The organism is Bowmanella sp. JS7-9 (genome assembly GCF_004329715.1).
GTDB lineage: Bacteria > Pseudomonadota > Gammaproteobacteria > Enterobacterales > Alteromonadaceae > Pseudobowmanella > Pseudobowmanella zhangzhouensis.
The window spans coordinates 314,791-332,278 of record NZ_JXSY01000018.1 but is presented as its reverse complement, the minus strand read 5'-3'; the positions used below and the strand labels follow the sequence as shown (position 1 = coordinate 332,278).

Here is a 17,488-nt window from a genome sequence, read left to right as displayed (position 1 = left end):
TTATCCATCAAGTTTGGTATAAAGTATCCTAAAGCGTGACCGATACAAGGACGAGACGGTTCAACCTGAACCTCAACGATAGAGTTTACGTAGCCTTGCGCGCTACGACATAAATAGAACCGGATAATAACTCTATTGTTGCCCTTAGCACTTACAGGACGGATTAAACATGAAATTGACTGTCGCAACTCGGGTAATTGGCGGCTTCGCAGTTATCATCCTTGCTCTCTTTCTGGTTGGAATTTCCGCCTTAATCAATTTTAACTCCATTTCCTCGGATAATGAGCGTGCCAATACCATAGCCATTCCGACTATGGATAATTCTGGGAATCTGAAAACCAGCTTTCAAACCATGAGTAAGCTGACCATTGAAGGCTACTATGAGCAAGAATCAGCAGAATTAAATAAGCACCTGAATCGTTTTGCCAATGTGCAACAAACCTTTGAAAGTAGCCTAAGCCAATTAAAAACCGTGCTGCGCAATCAGCCACAAATGTTGCAGAACGTTGCAGGCATAGAAGATAGCTACGGTCAGTACCAAAACAACGTCAAGCAGATGTTCTCCCTGCGTGAGAACGTATTGAGCGGTGCCAAGAAAATTCGCGATAAACTGGACTCTCTGGAAGAAAATGCCGATGACACTTCAACCCTGTTATTGGATTTTTCAGATGCCGATGAAGTTGCCGATAGCGCTAAATTGACCAAAGCTGCCTCGATCGGCTCTGATATTGAATCTGCATTGATGGCGTTGGTGTCGGTCTCAAATGAGTTTGCCAAAACTACGACCCCGACCCGTGCAGAAACCCTGGGTAACGAAGTCGGATTGACCTTAACCCGCGCTACCGAAGGGTTTGCACAAATGCTCAGCCAGGCGGGTAACGACCCTACAGGAATGCTCGCTGATGTGGATGAAAAACTAAAAGTCATCGAGCAGGATATTAGCGGCGCAACAGGATTGATTGCGTTACAAAAACTGCGCTTAAAGCAACAAGCCGACGCGCAACAAGCTCTGGTGAGATCAGAGCAAAATATTGCTGATGCGACAGAAAAACTGAATTTATTACTGCAGCAATCGGACACCCTTGCCAAGCAAATTGCCGGCAGTGTCGACAGTTCAGTATCCAAAGGTTTAACCATCACCTTGATCGTAATGGTAATCGCTGTCGTTGCAGCCATGCTAATTGGCTGGCGCGTAGTGCGAGCCATTATTGTGCCGTTGAATAATGTCAACGAGCTGCTCAACGTGGTTGCCGCCGGCGATCTGACCCGCAAGCTGGATGACTCAAAACAGGATGAATTTGGTGATCTGGCACGCAACTGTAACAACCTGATCGATAGTCTGAAAAACCTGATTGCCGGTATCAGTAGCCGCGCCGCACAGTTGGCTGCTGCCTCTGAACAGACCTCGGCAGTAACCGCACAAACGACAGTATCAATTCAGGAACAAAAATCTCAGGTTGCTCAGGTCGCTACGGCTACGACTGAGATGAACAGCACGTCAGAGATTGTCTCGCGCAATGCCATCGATACGCTGCAGCAAATTAAACAGGCAGACGCCGAAGCTGAGCGGGTCAAATCCATCTCAATCGAAAATAAAGACACCATCCTAAGCCTGGCCAAAGAAGTAGAAGCGGCGGCGCAGGTCATCAATAAATTACATCAGGACAGTGCCAGCATCGGTGGCATTCTGGATGTTATCCGCGGCGTTGCCGATCAAACTAACCTGCTGGCGTTAAACGCCGCGATTGAGGCTGCCAGGGCTGGCGAACAAGGCCGAGGTTTTGCTGTGGTAGCAGATGAAGTACGCACCCTTGCCAGCCGCACCCAACAAAGCACGCAGGAAATTCAATCCATGATTGAAATGCTGCAGGTTGGCGCCGAAAAAGCCGTTTCTGTAATGCAACAGGGACAACGTCAGGCCGAAGTGTGCGTAACCCAAACAGAAAATGCCACACTCGCACTGAACTCGATTACAGACGCTGTACATCACGCTTACGATGTCAGTGCCCAGATTGAGCAATCGGCCCAAGAGCAACATCGTGTATCGCAAGAGATTAGTGAGCGACTGGAGAATATTGTCTCCATTGCAGAAGAAACTGCTACAGGCGCTGAGCAAACAGCAGATAGCAGCCAGGAAGTGGCCAAACTGGCAGAGGAGTTACAAGCCTCTATTCAGCAGTTTAGAGTATGATGATAACCAATTAAAAAGGGCGCCTAAGGCGCCCTTTTTTGTCTGTTCAAACTACTGACATTTGTTATCTAACCAATCCAGTAATGCATTGTAAAACTCAGTTTTGTGCTCGTAATACAAGGTATTTGAGAAGTGGTCAGCACCTTTGAGCTCCAGATACTTATAGTCTTTGTTCAATTCTTTCAACTTGTCTACGAACAAACGACTGTGCTCAACAGGAACACGTTGATCGATATCACCATGCACCACCAATATCGGGACATTAACTTTATCTACATGCTCAATCGGCGAAACGCCTTTCACTGTCGGTCCCTGCAGGATTCGTCCGAAGCGACTGCCGTTAATACTGGCACCAATCCGGTCTAAATCACTCACCCCAGCGCCAGCAACGGTACAGGTATACAAATTATTCTCACGCATTGATCCAGCAAACGCAGCATAACCGCCATAGCTCCAGCCGAACATCATCAGACGCTGTTTGTCTGCAAGGCCTTTCTCCACCAGATACAAGGCTGCATCATCCAGGTCATCCTGCATCTCGAAGCCCCATTTTTTATCGCCCGCTTTCCAATGATCCATGCCGAAACCTTCGGAACCACGATATTGCGGCTGAATCACCAGATAACCGTGACTTGCAAGCAATTGTGACCATTCGTCATATATAACTACGTCACGGGCCCAAGGTCCACCATGCGGCAATACCACCGTTGGATATGGCTTTTTGCCAACCGCTGGCATGGTGACATAAGCGGGAACCTTCCGACCATCACGCGCCGTGTATTTGACGTACTTTACGCTACCCAATTGTTCGGGCTTTAACAGGGGAGATTTTTCACCAAGGAAAGCGAGATTCTTTTTATCGGACAGCAGATAATATTTTCCCGGATTTTTGTCCGACTCGGTATAAATCACGATTTGATTATCGTCTTGAGAACGACTCATCAATCGCACGTACTCGCCGTCAAATAAACCTTCTACCGCTTTCTGCAACGCTTCAGCTTCTGCATCAGTGAAATACAACGTAGGCCATTTTGCCGTGTAGCTAAAACCTAATAATCGACCAGCTTCACCTTGTTTTGAACTCGTAATAACACTGCCAGCATCGACACCGGCAAGCCCGAATAAACGCTCGGAATATTCACCGGTACGGATGTTGTAAAGATATATGCCAGTTGTATCTTCACCTCGATTCGCGTTTACATATATCTCATCAGGATTCTCGCGGGAAAAACCAGCAAAAGAGAAATTTGATCGATCTTCCGGTGTATTAACATTCACCAATCGCCATTCATCATCACCCTTGAGACGAGCATAGGTGCGGATAGAGTTTGTCGCAGCGTCATATCCTGCACCCGCACGAACTTCACCATCCCAGTCCACCACAAAGCCGCTACTGACTTTGTCATTGCCACGCATAACTGTCTGGGTACGACCATTGTTAATGTTGAATTTTACTACATCAGGTATCCAGTTATTGTTCACGTCGTAGGTCAACAGGATATGGTCAGGGTCGTTGGGCAACTGACTGGTAATTGAGAAATAGGCTGCGTTGTCTCTGGGAAAAGGGACTAACCAATCTCCTTTGCCATTTGCATTAACGATTGCGCCTTTGTTAACCCAATAGTTACTGTTGCCATCTTGAATATTCTGGCGAAAGCTGACGTAAATCTTGTCGTTATTCAGCCAGGCACCATTCATCATTTCCATGCGAGAAGCGCCAAAGCGAATCGGTTCCGCCTTTAAATTTGCGGTATCGTGCACTTCTAATATGTAATCACCGTTCTTGCTTGTCGCACGGCGGATCAATAATTTTTTGCCATCGGGCGATACGCTTGCCTGAGTCATCGCAGGCAGCACAGCAAAGGCTTCAACTTCCGGCATCGGCGTGGGGGCGTCTTGCGCTACGAGTTCGCCAGAAATAACTACCGACAGGGAGAACAATGACACCATAAGTTGCTTTTTCATTTTACCTCCAAATGTAAAGTAAAAAGGGCTCTCCTGAATTACAGAAGAGCCCCTGATTACTAACCTAATTGGTCAATTAGAACTTCGCACCGAAGTTCATATACGCAGTGCGGCCAAAGACATCGTAACCTACACCCAGAGGGAAGTTACGCACTGAGAACACACCACCACCATCAACTTTATTTGGCGCATCGTTGAACACGTTACGTACACCAACAGCAACAAACATGTTGTCGAAGTTGTAGCTCAGTGCCACGTCGTGACGGAAGTAGTCTTCAGTCCAGTAAACCGGACGGCAAGACTGTGCCAGACCGTCACACGGAGTACCATCTGGGTCGAATTCACCCGGATTATCAGCTTCACCGCCACCGATGAACTGGGTACGCCATGTTAAACGGAAATCGCTGTATTCCAACGACAAACGAGCATCCGCACGCCAGTCTGGATAAGCAGGTTCACCCGCATTGTCATCTTCAGTGTCCAGAATTTGGAAGTACTGTTCTTTCAGGTTGGTCGCCGTCATATCAAACGTTACACCCAGATTATTGTCACCTACTACAAAGTCTTGCTTATAGTAGATGTTGTAATCCACACCTTTAGACGTAATCAAACCCACGTTGATGAAAGACGCATCAAGCAGTTCAATTGAGCCATCATCACCACGGGTGATACGGCTACAGAAACCACTGGAACCATCCGGAACTTCAGGGTTGTTGAAACACTGGTTAACGATGAACTGATTGCTTGGCTCGCTGATGCTGTCAGATACTTCGATGCTGAAACGCGTCATCGACAAGGTCAATTCGAATTCATCGGTGAATGGCTGTTCGAAGATAACACCATACGTTTTCGCTTTAGAGCGCTCTTCGGTCAGAGTCAGTGAACCACCAGTACTGATTTCAACGTTAACACTTGAAGCGAAACGGTTGGTTGGATCACCCAAACCAAGTGTCGTTGGGTCTACACCATTAGCAGTACAGGAATCCAATACACGTTGCAGACGAGTATCTTCGCTAGCAACATAGATTTGTGCTGAATCTACATCGCTCGGATCTGATGGAGCGCGAGCACCTTCAGGTACTACACACGGGTCAAATACGTTGTTAAACCCAGTTGTACCGTTTAAGAAACGTTCACGAAGGTTTGGTGCACGATATGAGGAGCCCTGTGTTCCACGGAAAGTTAACCATTCGTTAGGACGGTAAATAGCTTTCACGTTGTATGTCGTTGCTGGGGCATAGTAGCTCTCATCTGTCCAACGACCAGATGCAGAAACAGTCAGTTCTTCAGCGAGTTCATGACCTTTCAGCAATGGGAATTCCATCTCTGTGAAAAACTCACGCAGAGTACGGCTACCGTCAGCACCCTGGTCAGCAAAGAAGTGCATTAACAGACCCTGTGATGTGACGTCATTTGGATTGGAAATGATTTCGTCTCGACGGAACTCAACACCAAATACCGCAGGAACAACTTCATCGTTCCATGGTAATTGCATCAGGTCACCTGCAATGTATGCACTGGCCAGACGTTGGGTGATTTTGGTTTCCATGTAACGCTCTGCGAACAGGAATGCCGCCTCTTCTGCAGTGAAGCTACCACCGCCTTCCTGGAAGATATTCGAAGCAAACAAATTCACAGGAACGCAGCCTTCACCACAGCTGATAGTGCCATCATCCAGACGAACAGCGGCCAATGATTCGGCTAAACGGTCTTCATGGATACCCCACGTTGAGTTTTCACCTTTAGAGCCACTTAAAGAAACGTATGCTTCATAAATCCAGTTACCCGCACCAACGTCGTCCATGAAACGTACGTCGCCGGTCAGACCCGCAACTGCACGATATTGAGATACGTCTACAGTTTCGTAATCGCGGTCACCACGGATATTAACAATCGGTGTTACGCCTTGAGGACCGTAAGGGAATCCAATTCCTGCACGACAGTCAACCGCGTTAATGGCATCTGTACCACATGGGTTATATGGGTTCGACGCTGGCACAAATGGGAAGAACTGACCACCAGGACTGAAGCCATCTGAGTTACGAGTTGCGTACAAGCCTTCAAAGAACAGTTTGGTGTTGCTCTCGCCACCCAAGTCGTATTCACCATTGACGATGGCACTGATACGGCGGTTCTGACGAACGAAGTCTCCACTGTTGTAATAGGCTGAACGCTGATAGTTGTAGAACGGATCTTGGAAATCAAAATCCAGATATCCGTCACCATCGCCATCGATGAAGCCCATATCATCGATGCCATCACCGTTACTGTCTCCAGCCACCCAGCTAGGCAACAAACCAATCAATGAAGTTGGGATAGAAGACTCACTGTAATTTGGCACGCCAATGTTAGAAGAACCCGGGGTGTAATATACGCTACCAAACCATGGGATACTGATTCGGTTAGTCAACGGGAAAATATCGCAGTTCGTGAAGTTAGACTTTAATGGGCCCAATCCACGGTTACCACTCAGGATTTCACCCGGAATGTTTGACTCGTAGTAGAAACCTTCACAGTCGCTGAAGAATTCGCTCTGGGCGAATGACATAGCATCAACTTCGTTGTATTCCAGACCAGCGCTGATAAAGCCATTATCGCTGGAAGTACCGTACATCATAGAGAGTACTTTACGATCGCCACCGCCAGACATCGGATTCGAGAAGGACGCTTCTACTTCAAAACCTTCTACGTCTTTCTTCAGAATAACGTTAGCAACACCGGCTACCGCATCTGAGCCGTAAACAGTCGAGGCACCATCTAACAGGCTCTCAACGCGCTGAATCATTACGCCTGGAATCAAAGCAAGGTCAGCAGCGACAGGGGCACCACCTACACCAGCGGGTGCAATCCGGCGACCGTTGATCAGAACCAGAGTACGCTCTGCTCCCAGACCGCGATAACCAATGGTTTGGGCTCCTGGACCATTGTCTAATACAAAGCCATTAAAAGTATTGTCGATCTGAGTACCAGCACTCTGACTGGATTGTTGCAGCATTTCACCTGCATCGAACAAGCCTAATTCACGCGATAAATCACCATCGATAATTTGAATTGGTGACGCACTGGAGAATTCCTGTTTACGTAAACGTGAACCTGTAACGACGACTTTTTCTACGTCTTCTTTCACTTCGTCTTCATCAAGCGCATCCTGAGCTTCCTGAGACCAAGCTGCAGATGATACAGCGATCGATCCGCATAGGAGTGAGTATTGAACCGCTTTAGCGATTTTGCTCTTGTCTAGCATTGTGTGTCTCCCTGGGGGAATTGTTGTTAGGTAATGAATGCGACTTTTTTTGAGTGAATATTAGCCGCATCTTCCCACCATATGAGGATGACACTCTCTTTACAATAGCTTTGCAGAATTAGATTATTCAAAAAAAGAATATAAAAATTAAATTCTTTAAAATCAGTAAGTTAGCTTGGAGTATGTAGCAAAAGTCAAATTGTAACAATTTTTATCGTCAGCAACATATTGCTCAGAATTGACCAAAGTCCATTGGTAATGCTGTTGATAATTCGGGAATTGGGTGTCACCGTCGATATTTGCGTCAATAAAGGTGAGATACAAGCGGTCGCATCGGGGCAGGAAAGTTTGATAAATATTCCCACCACCGATCACCATTACTTCTTCACAATCACCTGCTGCGGTTAACGCCTCTTCAGGATTGTTAACTACAACGGCCTCGTCAAGCTTATAAGTACTATCTCGGGTGATGACGATATTCAGGCGCCCTGGCAGCGCCTTGCCAATCGACTCGTAGGTCTTGCGTCCCATGATGACAGGTTTACCTAGTGTCACGGCTTTAAAGTGCTTTAAATCCGCCGGTAAATGCCATGGCATCTGATTATCTTTGCCGATAACCCGATTGTGCGCCATGGCGGCAATCATGGAAATTCGCATACTACGTCCTTGTGTTAGCGCTGATAAATCACTTCGACGTCGTAATCGTCGTCATCAAAATCATCGTCGTCATCGTCTTCGTCTTCGAAGTCATCAACCATATCCAGTGCCTCATCATGGTAATTACCCCATTTAAATGACACTTCAGGCTTCTGCTCTTCTTCCTGTTCAACCGGCAATGAAGAAATGTAGTTCATGATTTCTTCACACAAGTGCTGGGTGTTGTGCTGCTGATAACCGGATATCTGGAAATACGGACCGTCCCACTCTAACTCTTGCAAAATACGCTGACAGACTTCGTCCGCCTCTTCTGGCAGCAACAGGTCAACTTTATTGAATACCAGCCAGCGCGGCTTACCAGCCAGCTTCGGACTGTATTTTTCCAGTTCCTGCACAATTTTACGCGCATTCTCAGCTGGATCTGATTGATCCATCGGGAGTAAATCAATCATGTGCAACAGGATACGACAACGTTCCAGATGCTTAAGGAAACGGATACCCAGCCCTGCACCTTCAGCAGCACCTTCAATCAGCCCCGGTATATCCGCAATAACAAAACTGCGCTGCTGATCCAATCGCACCACACCTAAGTTAGGTACGAGTGTAGTGAACGGATAATCGGCCACTTTCGGTTTGGCCGCCGACACGCTGCGAATAAAGGTCGACTTACCGGCATTTGGCATACCCAACAACCCAACGTCGGCTAACAGCATCAACTCTAATTTCAGGTTACGGATATCGCCCGGTGTACCGTTTGTTTTTTGGCGTGGGGCACGGTTAGTACTGGTTTTAAACCGTGCATTACCTAAGCCATGGAAGCCACCTTTGGCAACGAGTAAACGCTGACCATGACGGGTTAAGTCACCCAGAATTTCATGGGTGTCGACGTCTGTCGCACGGGTTCCAACTGGTACTTTGAGCTCTAAGTCTGCGCCGCCTTTACCGGTACAGTCTGAGCTTTGACCATTTTGACCACGTTCGGCGCGATGGAAGCGCTCGAAACGGAAATCGATCAGGGTGTTGAGGTTTTCATCAGCCACCAGGTAAACGCTACCGCCATCACCGCCGTCACCACCATCGGGACCACCTTTTGGCACATATTTCTCGCGACGGAAACTAACGGTCCCGTTACCACCGTCACCCGCCTCAACACGGATTTCCGCTTCATCAACAAATTTCATTGCGAATTACCTGATATAAACACTGATATTGAACTTGCACCTACATTGTACCTTAGAGACAGTTTTGTGTAAGCGCGAGTTTGAATTCTAAAAAAAAGCCCCGCAGTTGCGGGGCCTTTTGTAATTTCGTTGGAGACGAGCTTATTCAGCTACGATGCTCACGAATTTACGGTTCTGAGGACCTTTAACTTCGAATTTTACTTTGCCGTCAGACAAAGCAAACAAAGTGTGGTCACGACCCAGACCAACGTTGTCTCCAGCGTGGAACTTAGTGCCGCGCTGACGAACAATGATGTTACCGGCTAAAACTGATTCGCCACCGAAACGCTTAACACCTAAGCGTTTGCTTTCGGAATCACGACCGTTCTTAGTACTACCACCAGCCTTTTTGTGTGCCATGTGTCGTTGCTCCTAAATTATGCGCTAATACCAGTGATTTTCACTTCTGTGAACCACTGACGATGTCCCGCTTGCTTACGGTGGTGCTTACGGCGACGGAATTTAACGATAGTGACTTTGTCACCACGACCGTGCGTTACCACTTCAGCTTTAATTTTACCACCAGCTACGTATGGAGCGCCGATTTTAACGTCATCACCATTGCTAACCATCAGTACGTTATCGAACTCGATAGCTTCGCCAGGTGCAACTTCCAGCTTCTCCAAACGAACGGTTTGACCTTCAGTCACACGGTGTTGTTTACCACCACTTTGGAAAACCGCGTACATATATAACTCCGCTCATGAAACGCCCAATTGAGGCGTTATAAGATTCTTAAAACAGGGCGCGAATTCTACGTGAAAGGCTTTTTTGCCGCAAGACTAAATTTGCATTTATTTCGTACAACCACACAGCTTTCGTATGTCACTGGTATAGTCGGTCGAAATTTGTAAAAATCCCCGCGGGAAAACAGGTTACCAATCAATACAATGCAGCTAGCACAAATAAAACAACTCAGCGACGCAGACATGACCTCGGTGAATCAGTTGATTCAACATCAATTGAGTTCTGACGTCGCCCTGATAAATCAACTGGGATTTTACATCGTTAACAGCGGTGGAAAAAGATTGCGCCCGCTGCTCGCCGTGCTGGCAGCCAGAGCCTTGAATATTCAGAGTAATCAACACCACACTCTCGCTGCGATCATTGAATTTATTCATACCGCTACCCTATTACATGACGATGTGGTGGACGAGTCCACCCTACGTCGCGGGCGTGAAACCGCCAATGCCTTGTTCGGCAACCAGGCCAGTGTACTGGTGGGTGACTTCCTTTATACCCGCTCTTTTCAGATGATGGTGTCGCTTAATTCAATGCGTGTAATGGATATCTTATCCAACGCCACCAATGTTATTGCGGAAGGCGAAGTTCTGCAGTTAATGAACTGTAACGACCCTGACACCACCGAAGCCCGCTACATGCAGGTCATCTACAGCAAAACCGCCCGCCTGTTTGAAGCGGCGACACAATTGGCAGCGGTGTTGACCGAACAGCCAGAGACTGTCGAATTAGCCATGCAGGACTATGGTAAATATCTGGGCACCGCATTCCAGCTCATTGATGATGTGATGGACTACACCTCTGAGGCCGATGATATGGGTAAAAATGTCGGTGATGACTTAGCGGAAGGTAAGCCGACCTTACCACTGCTTTATGCCATGTGGCATGGCAGCGAAGAGCAAAAAGCCCTGATCCACTCTGCGATTAAAAACGGCGATGGCATGGAGCATCTGGATGAGATCCTCGCCGCCATGCAACAAACCGGCTCTCTGGACTATACCCGTCAACAAGCAGAGAAAGCCGCTGAACAGGCGATCAATGCCCTCGCTGTCATTCCGGATTCCGACTACAAACAGGCACTGATTGGATTGGCGCATTTGTCAATCAATCGCAGCAATTAAGACAATTCGTAGATATAAAAAAACCAGTCGATTCGACTGGTTTTTTTGTTTCCGTGACTGCTGAATTAGCCGTTAACGAAGTCCACACCCATTTGGATGTCGCCACGTAAACCGCCCAGCATGTCTTCTTTCGCTTTTTGCTCGTAAGCGCTCAGTTTACCGTATGGCAGGATCTCTTCCACGCCATTGGCACCTAAACGTACCGGATGCGCAAAGAACACTGCATCGTCACTATCAACCTGTACGTAAGTGTATTCCACTACGTTGTCACCACGCATTGCCGCCACCAGAGACAAGCAGAAACGTGCCGCCGCCTGGCCCATAGACAAGGTCGCAGAACCGCCACCCGCTTTGGCTTCAACCACTTCGGTACCTGCGTTTTGGATACGGTGAGTTAAGCTGGCAACTTCTTCATCAGAGAATTCCACACCCTCAACCTGAGACAGCAGAGGCAGAATCGTGGTACCTGAGTGACCACCAATGACGGGTACGTGTACGCTGGCAACATTCAGACCTTTCGCTTCAGCAACAAATGTCTCGGCACGGATTACGTCCAGAGTTGTCACACCGAACAGTTTGTTCTTGTTGTAAACGCCTTTCGCTTTGAGCGTCTCTGCTGCAATCGCAACCGTAGTATTCACCGGGTTCGTGATGATACCGATGCACGCATCAGGACAGTTGTCTGCGATAGCTTCAATCAGATTTTTCACGATGCCCGCGTTGATGTTGAACAGATCAGAACGATCCATACCTGGTTTACGCGGTACACCAGCAGGGATTAATACGATATTTGCGCCCTGTAACGCATCCGCCAGATCGTCTTTACCGTGACCTGACACTTTTACATCCGTAGGAATGTGGCTTAAATCGACGGCAACGCCCGGCACAACCGGTGCAACGTCGTACAAAGCAAGCGCAGAACCTGCCGGTAACTGAGTTTTTAAAAGAAGAGACAGCGCCTGACCTATCCCACCTGCAGCACCAAGGACCGCTACTTTCATTTCATTCTCCTATTAATGGTGAATCGCGACATTTTTGCGGGTTGCAACACTAGTGCAATGATAGAATAAATACAACAGCTTACAGACTAAAGTTGCAGATATATTTACAGCAAACCATTCACTTTTTATGCATAAATTCTTAGAATAATTGCCTAAAAATTCATCCTGTTGCAAAATGCGCGCGCTTTTTTAACTGAGTAATTTCATGTCCGGCAATAAACAAGACAATTTGATCAAAGCTTTCAAAGATCTGCTGAAAGGCGAAAACCTTGGATCCCAAGGGGAAATCGTCGATGCGTTAAAAGAACAGGGCTTTGATAACATCAGCCAATCCAAAGTGTCGCGTTTATTAAGTAAGTATGGCGCCGTGCGTACCCGTAACGTTAAAGGCGAAATGGTCTATTGCTTACCACCCGAATTGGGAATGCCCACTGCCAAGAGCCCATTGAAGCAGTTGGTGCTGGATATAGTACATAACAATGTGATGATCATTATTCGCACCAGCCCCGGTGCGGCTCAACTGATCGCACGCCTGCTGGACTCCCTGAATCCATCCGATGGCGTATTGGGCACGATAGCGGGAGACGATACCATCTTTATTGCCCCGGCAGATGTGCAGCAAATTGACGTCACAATGCGCCGGGTAGAAGCCCTGTTCGATAACGTCTAAGAACGAGTTAGTTCTAAGTCGATCCATACCAGGCGGTGATCTGACACCGCTTGCTCGTCAGCAAACAATTCACAATCAACCTGCCCTGCTGACGGCCAAAATAACCCGGCTTGATACGGTCTGATGCCGCATTTGGAAGGCAATACATAATCGGCACGCATACGCCAGATTGCCGTATGTGACTTCGCATAGGGATTATTTGGCGAATGCTGCAGGCCGCCGTCACTCACAGGTAACAACTCACTGTTTATCGCCGAATGGGCCAGTAACCGTGTAATCGCATGTTTATCGCTGTCTCCTTCATCCGGTGAGCTATTTAAATCACCAAGAAGCACAAAACGCTTTCCGTCAAATCCGCCGGCTTGACCGCAATCGTCATAATGATAATGGGGAGAGCCGGGATCGAGGTAATCCAGCCAAAAACGGATTTCATCATGGTTCCTGGCACGATTACGTCGCTCTGTCCCATCAAATACCGGTGGCGTTGGGTGGCTGGCTAACACATGTAATGTCTCGCCGTTGATATCCAGTGGAATATCCCAGTGAGATTTCGAACTTAAACGCAGCCGTTGCTGTGCGTCATCAGAGTAAAATGCGCTGCCGTCCGGCAAACGTACACTTTGTAACAGATTACCCGGCATGTCCCGCCACAAAAACTTTTGGAACGTGCGTACTTGTCCATCAATAACCGGAAACCGGCTCAGCAGCAACATGCCGTAGTGCCCGGCGAACGCACCGTGGCCATATGTATTCGCCAACCGGCTATTTTTATCCGCAGCCACGTTAAAACCGGTCGCCAACCCGGTATTAACCGGCGCGGTGAAAGAAAATGGGTATTCAATCGGCGGCTTGTTACATTGTGGTACCGATAAATAATGGCGCTGAAAGTCAGCAATACGCCTGTGGTAGTCCGCAGCAAAATCAAATTCATTAATTAACAGGATATCCGGCCGCACGGCCTGAATGATCGCCGCAGTGTTTTTTAGCAGCGGATGCTCCGGTGTCGCTAATGCCATGCTCAGCTCATCACCATTTAATTGTGATTTTTTCCCCGCCAATCTGCCGGCTTCTAGGCTGGCATTAAAGCAGGCCACTCGCACCATGCTGTGTGTTCGATTGCTCAACATCAACTCACTTAACATCTGTTTTATTATTCCAGCAACAGTAACCAATCTGGCATAAAAAAAGCCAGCTACAAGAGCTGGCTTTTTATGTTCAGATACAAGTCAAATTAGAACTTGTATTTAACACCTACACGAATTTCCCAAAGAGAACCGTTAGTGTATGGAGTTTCTTCTGCACGAGAATAAACACGGTCAATATAATAAGTACCGTCGTCGTTCAAAGATGCGCGAACAACAGAGTCATTATTGAATGGACCTTTGTTGTAGATACCCCAATCGTCATTCAGGAAGTTACCCAGGTTCTTGATGATCAGGTAAGCATTACCTTTGTGACCATCCATGAAACCTGGAATATCTTGGTCGATTCGCAGGTCGAAACGCGTATTCCAGCTAGAAGACGCTGAGTTACGAGGAACGATTTGACCACGATATTTTTCCAGACCGGCTTCTTGAACGAACTCGTCAAACTGTGCTTGAACTTCAGGAGTGCTGAAGAACACATCAACACCGTACTGATCGTGTGAAGGTACATACATCAGTGAGCGGAAATCGTTCAGGTCAGTACCTGGTTCAAAACTGTTGAACGTGTATGAGTAGTTACGACCTGATTTGCGTGAACCAAACAGAGAGAAACGAGTTTTGTAACCGTCAAACAGCTCAGTTGAGTAACGCAGATTCAGAGTAAAGTTGTGTGGGATTTCATAGTTAGAAGTCGTCACACCAGGGTTATTCTGATCCACTACTGAGAAGTTAGTGAAGTTTGAATACGCCACTGAGCTGGTCATTGGGCTGAATTCTTTTGCACGGTTATAAGCATAACCAAACTGTGCGTCCAGACCAAAGTCGAACTCTTTCTTAACAGCCAAAGAGATAGTAGTTGCAGAACCATCATCTGGTGCATTGGTCAGCAGTAGGTCACTGTAACGGCTGTTACGAGTGATTGCACGGCCATTTGATTCGTCGTAACCCAGAATGATGTTGTCGTAAATAGTACGACCATCAACCGCGTCGGCACCTGTATCGTAAATTGCCAAGTTACGGATGTAAGCTGAGTTTACTTTCTTGGTATACAACACGTCTGCTGAGAACACATAGCTGTCTTCAGTTTCTAAAGTGAAACCAATGTTATATTTCCACTCTGCAGGGATTTCGAAATCTGGATCGATAGCATTCGTAGATGGCTCTTGACCCAGAGGGGCATCACCAGTGGTAACTTGGTCATACATCTCTTGTAAAGGTGAGTAGATATAACCCAGAGATGAGTCAACCAGATCACGGTCGAACAAATTGCTTACGTTTGCACGATAAGTATCGATGTTGGTTACACCATCATTAGAGAAGCTGTTTGACAGCCACACGTTAGGGTTACCACCTGAGTACAGGCCGATACCACCACGCAATTCCATGTTGTCAGCCATCGCCCAGTTGAAACCGAAACGCGGTTGCAGCAGGTTTTTACCGTCAAACGTCGCAGTGTTAGCAAAACCATAACGCTCTTCGAACAGAGAGTTGTAGTTAGGCTTGTCAGAACTGCTGATCCAGTCATAACGCAGACCCAACATGAAAGTGAAGTCATCCATCATCCACTCATCCTGCACATAGGCAGAGTAAGTTGAATAAGAGAAGTTAGCAGCTGCATCGATTGGGTTATTAGTACCGGCTGAGTTGTTGTAGTAGATATCATCTACCCAACCATTCTCGAAGTCGTCCAGACCAGACACACCATTTACGTTATGGCGAGAGTCACCACCGAAACGGTATTCACCGATCGTGTGCTGCATAAACAGGTTATAGATGTCCAGTTTTTCAGTTTCAAAACCAGCAGTGATTGTATGGTCATCCAGGTAATAAGTACCTGCAACCTTGAACGTGGTGTTTTCCCAGTCAAGATCGTTAGATTGACGAGAGTCATCCGGACCTAAGAAAATTGAACCACCGTTAGCAAGTGAGCTGATTTGTACTTCACCGAAGCCGCTGTCTGCATCAACAGAACGTTGCAGGTTATCCAATTTGATATGACCAACGCGAACTTCAGTTGAGAAATTATCAGTCCAGTCAGAGTACAAAGACGCAACCAGTGAGTCTAAAGTTGCCCCTTTCTTGTAGAAGTGGTTTGACAGAGTCAGTGTGCTGCTGCTCTCATCAGACTGATCAATCAGGTAACCATCGTTGTAGTTGTAAACAACCGATGCACGGTGACGGTCGTTGATGTTCCAGTCAAATTTAACCAGTAATTTTTCGTCTTCAACTGGTGCAGAAGTTGGCATTCCGCCTGCATCGTAGCCGTATACGTCACGCGCGATTTGAATTGCACGGTTAACTTCGTCAATTGATACTCGACCGTTTTCCAGTGCGTCATAGGTAAATACCTGAACGCCGTCTAATTTCTCGTAAGAAACGAAACCGAACAGGGTATCTTTCAGAATTGGGAAGCCTACATTAAAACCATAACGCTTAATTGAGTAATCACCGCGTGCGATCTTATTGCCTTCGATCTTATCACCAGCCAGGCTATCGTTGGTGTAATCGTAGAAAACACCGCCGTGAATTTCGTTGGTACCAGACTTAGTTACAGCGTTGATATTACAGCCAGTGAAACCACCATACTGAACGTCAAAAGGTGCTACCTCGATAGCCACCTGGTCGATAGCATCGAAAGAAAATGGCATACGAGTAGTTGGGTAGCCATTGTAGTTCAGACCGAAGCTATCGTTCATGCGAACGCCATCAACAGTTAAACTAGAGAAACGCGGGTGGCTACCAGCACAGATAATAGACTCGTCACCATTGTCTTCAGAAATGCTGACACGCGGGTCGATACGAACCAGATCTTTGATATCGCGATCAGAAGATGGCGCAGTTTCCAGATCTTCAAGGCTAAAAGTAGAACCCGGGCTGGTGTTACCGAAATCAACATTGCTGATTTGTGATGCTGTTACAGCAATACGCTCTACATTCGCTTCTGGATCCAGAGTCAGGTTAAGAGGCAGAGCTTCACCCAAAGTCAGGAACACATCAGTAATGGTCTTGTCTTCAAACTTATCAGAGTCAACTTCGATAGTGTAAGGACCGCCAACGCGCAAACCTTTAGCGCTGAACTGACCTGCGTCGTTAACAACGACAACTTTTACCGTACCAGAAGGTACGTGACGAATAGTTAAAACTGTACCAGCGGCAGCGTTGCCTTGAGGGCCAACGATTGAACCTGTAATGCTGGAAGAAGTTTCCTGAGCTACTGCGCTTGAAGCCAGGCCTACTGACAATGCGACAGCGGCGGCTACGCGAGTTAACTTAGCCTTGTGTATCATGTTTTGTGTTTCCTAGTTTGAGTAGAATTATTCTTCGGTTTTGCAAATGCGTGCTCTTATTAAAAGGCAACGTTACTAAATGCTACAAAACTTACATAGGGTAAATTTTCCCCGAATTTTATTACATTTTTATGTCAAACCAAAACCCTTTGTTTAAAAAGTGACAGATAAACTCTTTACAACGCCGTTACATTTCAATTACATATAGGCGTTTGGGCGCAAATTTTCGCATTTAATAACTGACTT

12 protein-coding genes are annotated in these 17,488 nt (G+C 47.0%); 3 read left to right on the top strand and 9 right to left on the bottom strand.

What is annotated here, in order from left to right:
• The first annotated feature begins 169 nt into the window (after positions 1–169).
• Positions 170–2,191, top strand: coding sequence for a methyl-accepting chemotaxis protein (locus TK45_RS10980; RefSeq protein WP_131258703.1), 2,022 nt, complete (start codon positions 170–172; stop codon positions 2,189–2,191).
• 51 nt (positions 2,192–2,242) lie between these two features.
• Here TK45_RS10980 and TK45_RS10975 read toward each other — a convergent pair whose 3' ends face one another.
• From TK45_RS10975 to rplU, 6 genes are all read right to left on the bottom strand, one after another.
• A complete protein-coding gene (locus TK45_RS10975) occupies positions 2,243–4,156 on the bottom strand; it encodes a S9 family peptidase (RefSeq protein ID WP_131258702.1) in 1,914 nt (637 codons plus the stop codon).
• A 76-nt stretch (positions 4,157–4,232) separates the two neighbouring features.
• Positions 4,233–7,400 carry a TonB-dependent receptor domain-containing protein gene (locus TK45_RS10970; protein WP_131258701.1) on the bottom strand — a complete coding sequence of 1,056 codons (3,168 nt, stop codon included), beginning with the start codon at positions 7,398–7,400 and terminating at the stop codon, positions 4,233–4,235.
• Positions 7,401–7,562: 162 nt separating this feature from the next.
• Entirely contained in the window at positions 7,563–8,057 is a 495-nt protein-coding gene (folA, locus tag TK45_RS10965) for a type 3 dihydrofolate reductase (protein WP_131258700.1), read from the bottom strand.
• 14 nt (positions 8,058–8,071) lie between these two features.
• Complete coding sequence (gene cgtA, locus TK45_RS10960; RefSeq protein ID WP_131258699.1) at positions 8,072–9,238, bottom strand: Obg family GTPase CgtA; 1,167 nt, start codon at positions 9,236–9,238, stop codon at positions 8,072–8,074.
• A 141-nt stretch (positions 9,239–9,379) separates the two neighbouring features.
• Positions 9,380–9,637: a 50S ribosomal protein L27 gene (gene rpmA / locus TK45_RS10955; RefSeq protein WP_131258698.1), complete on the bottom strand. Its 258-nt coding sequence runs from the start codon at positions 9,635–9,637 to the stop codon at positions 9,380–9,382.
• Between the two features lie 17 nt (positions 9,638–9,654).
• The gene (rplU, locus tag TK45_RS10950) at positions 9,655–9,966 is read right to left on the bottom strand and encodes a 50S ribosomal protein L21 (RefSeq protein ID WP_131258697.1); all 312 of its coding nucleotides are present in this window, start codon (positions 9,964–9,966) and stop codon (positions 9,655–9,657) included.
• A gap of 201 nt (positions 9,967–10,167) precedes the next feature.
• Here rplU and ispB point away from each other — a divergent pair, with 201 nt between their 5' ends.
• Positions 10,168–11,139 (top strand): octaprenyl diphosphate synthase, encoded by a 972-nt coding sequence (gene ispB, locus TK45_RS10945; RefSeq protein WP_131258696.1) that lies wholly within the window; start codon positions 10,168–10,170, stop codon positions 11,137–11,139.
• A 65-nt stretch (positions 11,140–11,204) separates the two neighbouring features.
• Here ispB and mdh read toward each other — a convergent pair whose 3' ends face one another.
• Positions 11,205–12,140: a malate dehydrogenase gene (mdh, locus tag TK45_RS10940; RefSeq protein ID WP_131258695.1), complete on the bottom strand. Its 936-nt coding sequence runs from the start codon at positions 12,138–12,140 to the stop codon at positions 11,205–11,207.
• Between the two features lie 205 nt (positions 12,141–12,345).
• On the opposite strand from mdh, the gene argR reads away from it, so the two are divergent.
• Positions 12,346–12,810: a transcriptional regulator ArgR gene (gene argR / locus TK45_RS10935; protein ID WP_131258694.1), complete on the top strand. Its 465-nt coding sequence runs from the start codon at positions 12,346–12,348 to the stop codon at positions 12,808–12,810.
• On the opposite strand, the gene TK45_RS10930 is transcribed toward argR, so the two are convergent.
• Both TK45_RS10930 and TK45_RS10925 read right to left on the bottom strand, forming a co-directional pair.
• Positions 12,807–13,937 carry an endonuclease/exonuclease/phosphatase family protein gene (locus TK45_RS10930; RefSeq protein WP_254426591.1) on the bottom strand — a complete coding sequence of 377 codons (1,131 nt, stop codon included), beginning with the start codon at positions 13,935–13,937 and terminating at the stop codon, positions 12,807–12,809. The genes argR and TK45_RS10930 overlap by 4 nt on opposite strands.
• 104 nt (positions 13,938–14,041) lie before the next feature.
• Positions 14,042–17,242 carry a TonB-dependent receptor gene (locus TK45_RS10925; RefSeq protein WP_131258692.1) on the bottom strand — a complete coding sequence of 1,067 codons (3,201 nt, stop codon included), beginning with the start codon at positions 17,240–17,242 and terminating at the stop codon, positions 14,042–14,044.
• Between the last annotated feature and the right edge of the window lie 246 nt (positions 17,243–17,488).

What these genes read in the sequence shown, in the direction of transcription:
- ispB (WP_131258696.1), top strand. Translation starts at nt 10,168, where the DNA reads ATGCAGCTAGCACAAATAAAACAACTCAGCGACGCAGACATGACCTCG.
- TK45_RS10975 (WP_131258702.1), bottom strand. Translation starts at nt 4,156, where the DNA reads ATGAAAAAGCAACTTATGGTGTCATTGTTCTCCCTGTCGGTAGTTATT.
- cgtA (WP_131258699.1), bottom strand. Translation starts at nt 9,238, where the DNA reads ATGAAATTTGTTGATGAAGCGGAAATCCGTGTTGAGGCGGGTGACGGT.
- TK45_RS10980 (WP_131258703.1), top strand. Translation starts at nt 170, where the DNA reads ATGAAATTGACTGTCGCAACTCGGGTAATTGGCGGCTTCGCAGTTATC.
- TK45_RS10930 (WP_254426591.1), bottom strand. Translation starts at nt 13,937, where the DNA reads ATGTTGAGCAATCGAACACACAGCATGGTGCGAGTGGCCTGCTTTAAT.
- TK45_RS10970 (WP_131258701.1), bottom strand. Translation starts at nt 7,400, where the DNA reads ATGCTAGACAAGAGCAAAATCGCTAAAGCGGTTCAATACTCACTCCTA.
- folA (WP_131258700.1), bottom strand. Translation starts at nt 8,057, where the DNA reads ATGCGAATTTCCATGATTGCCGCCATGGCGCACAATCGGGTTATCGGC.
- mdh (WP_131258695.1), bottom strand. Translation starts at nt 12,140, where the DNA reads ATGAAAGTAGCGGTCCTTGGTGCTGCAGGTGGGATAGGTCAGGCGCTG.
- TK45_RS10925 (WP_131258692.1), bottom strand. Translation starts at nt 17,242, where the DNA reads ATGATACACAAGGCTAAGTTAACTCGCGTAGCCGCCGCTGTCGCATTG.
- rplU (WP_131258697.1), bottom strand. Translation starts at nt 9,966, where the DNA reads ATGTACGCGGTTTTCCAAAGTGGTGGTAAACAACACCGTGTGACTGAA.
- argR (WP_131258694.1), top strand. Translation starts at nt 12,346, where the DNA reads ATGTCCGGCAATAAACAAGACAATTTGATCAAAGCTTTCAAAGATCTG.
- rpmA (WP_131258698.1), bottom strand. Translation starts at nt 9,637, where the DNA reads ATGGCACACAAAAAGGCTGGTGGTAGTACTAAGAACGGTCGTGATTCC.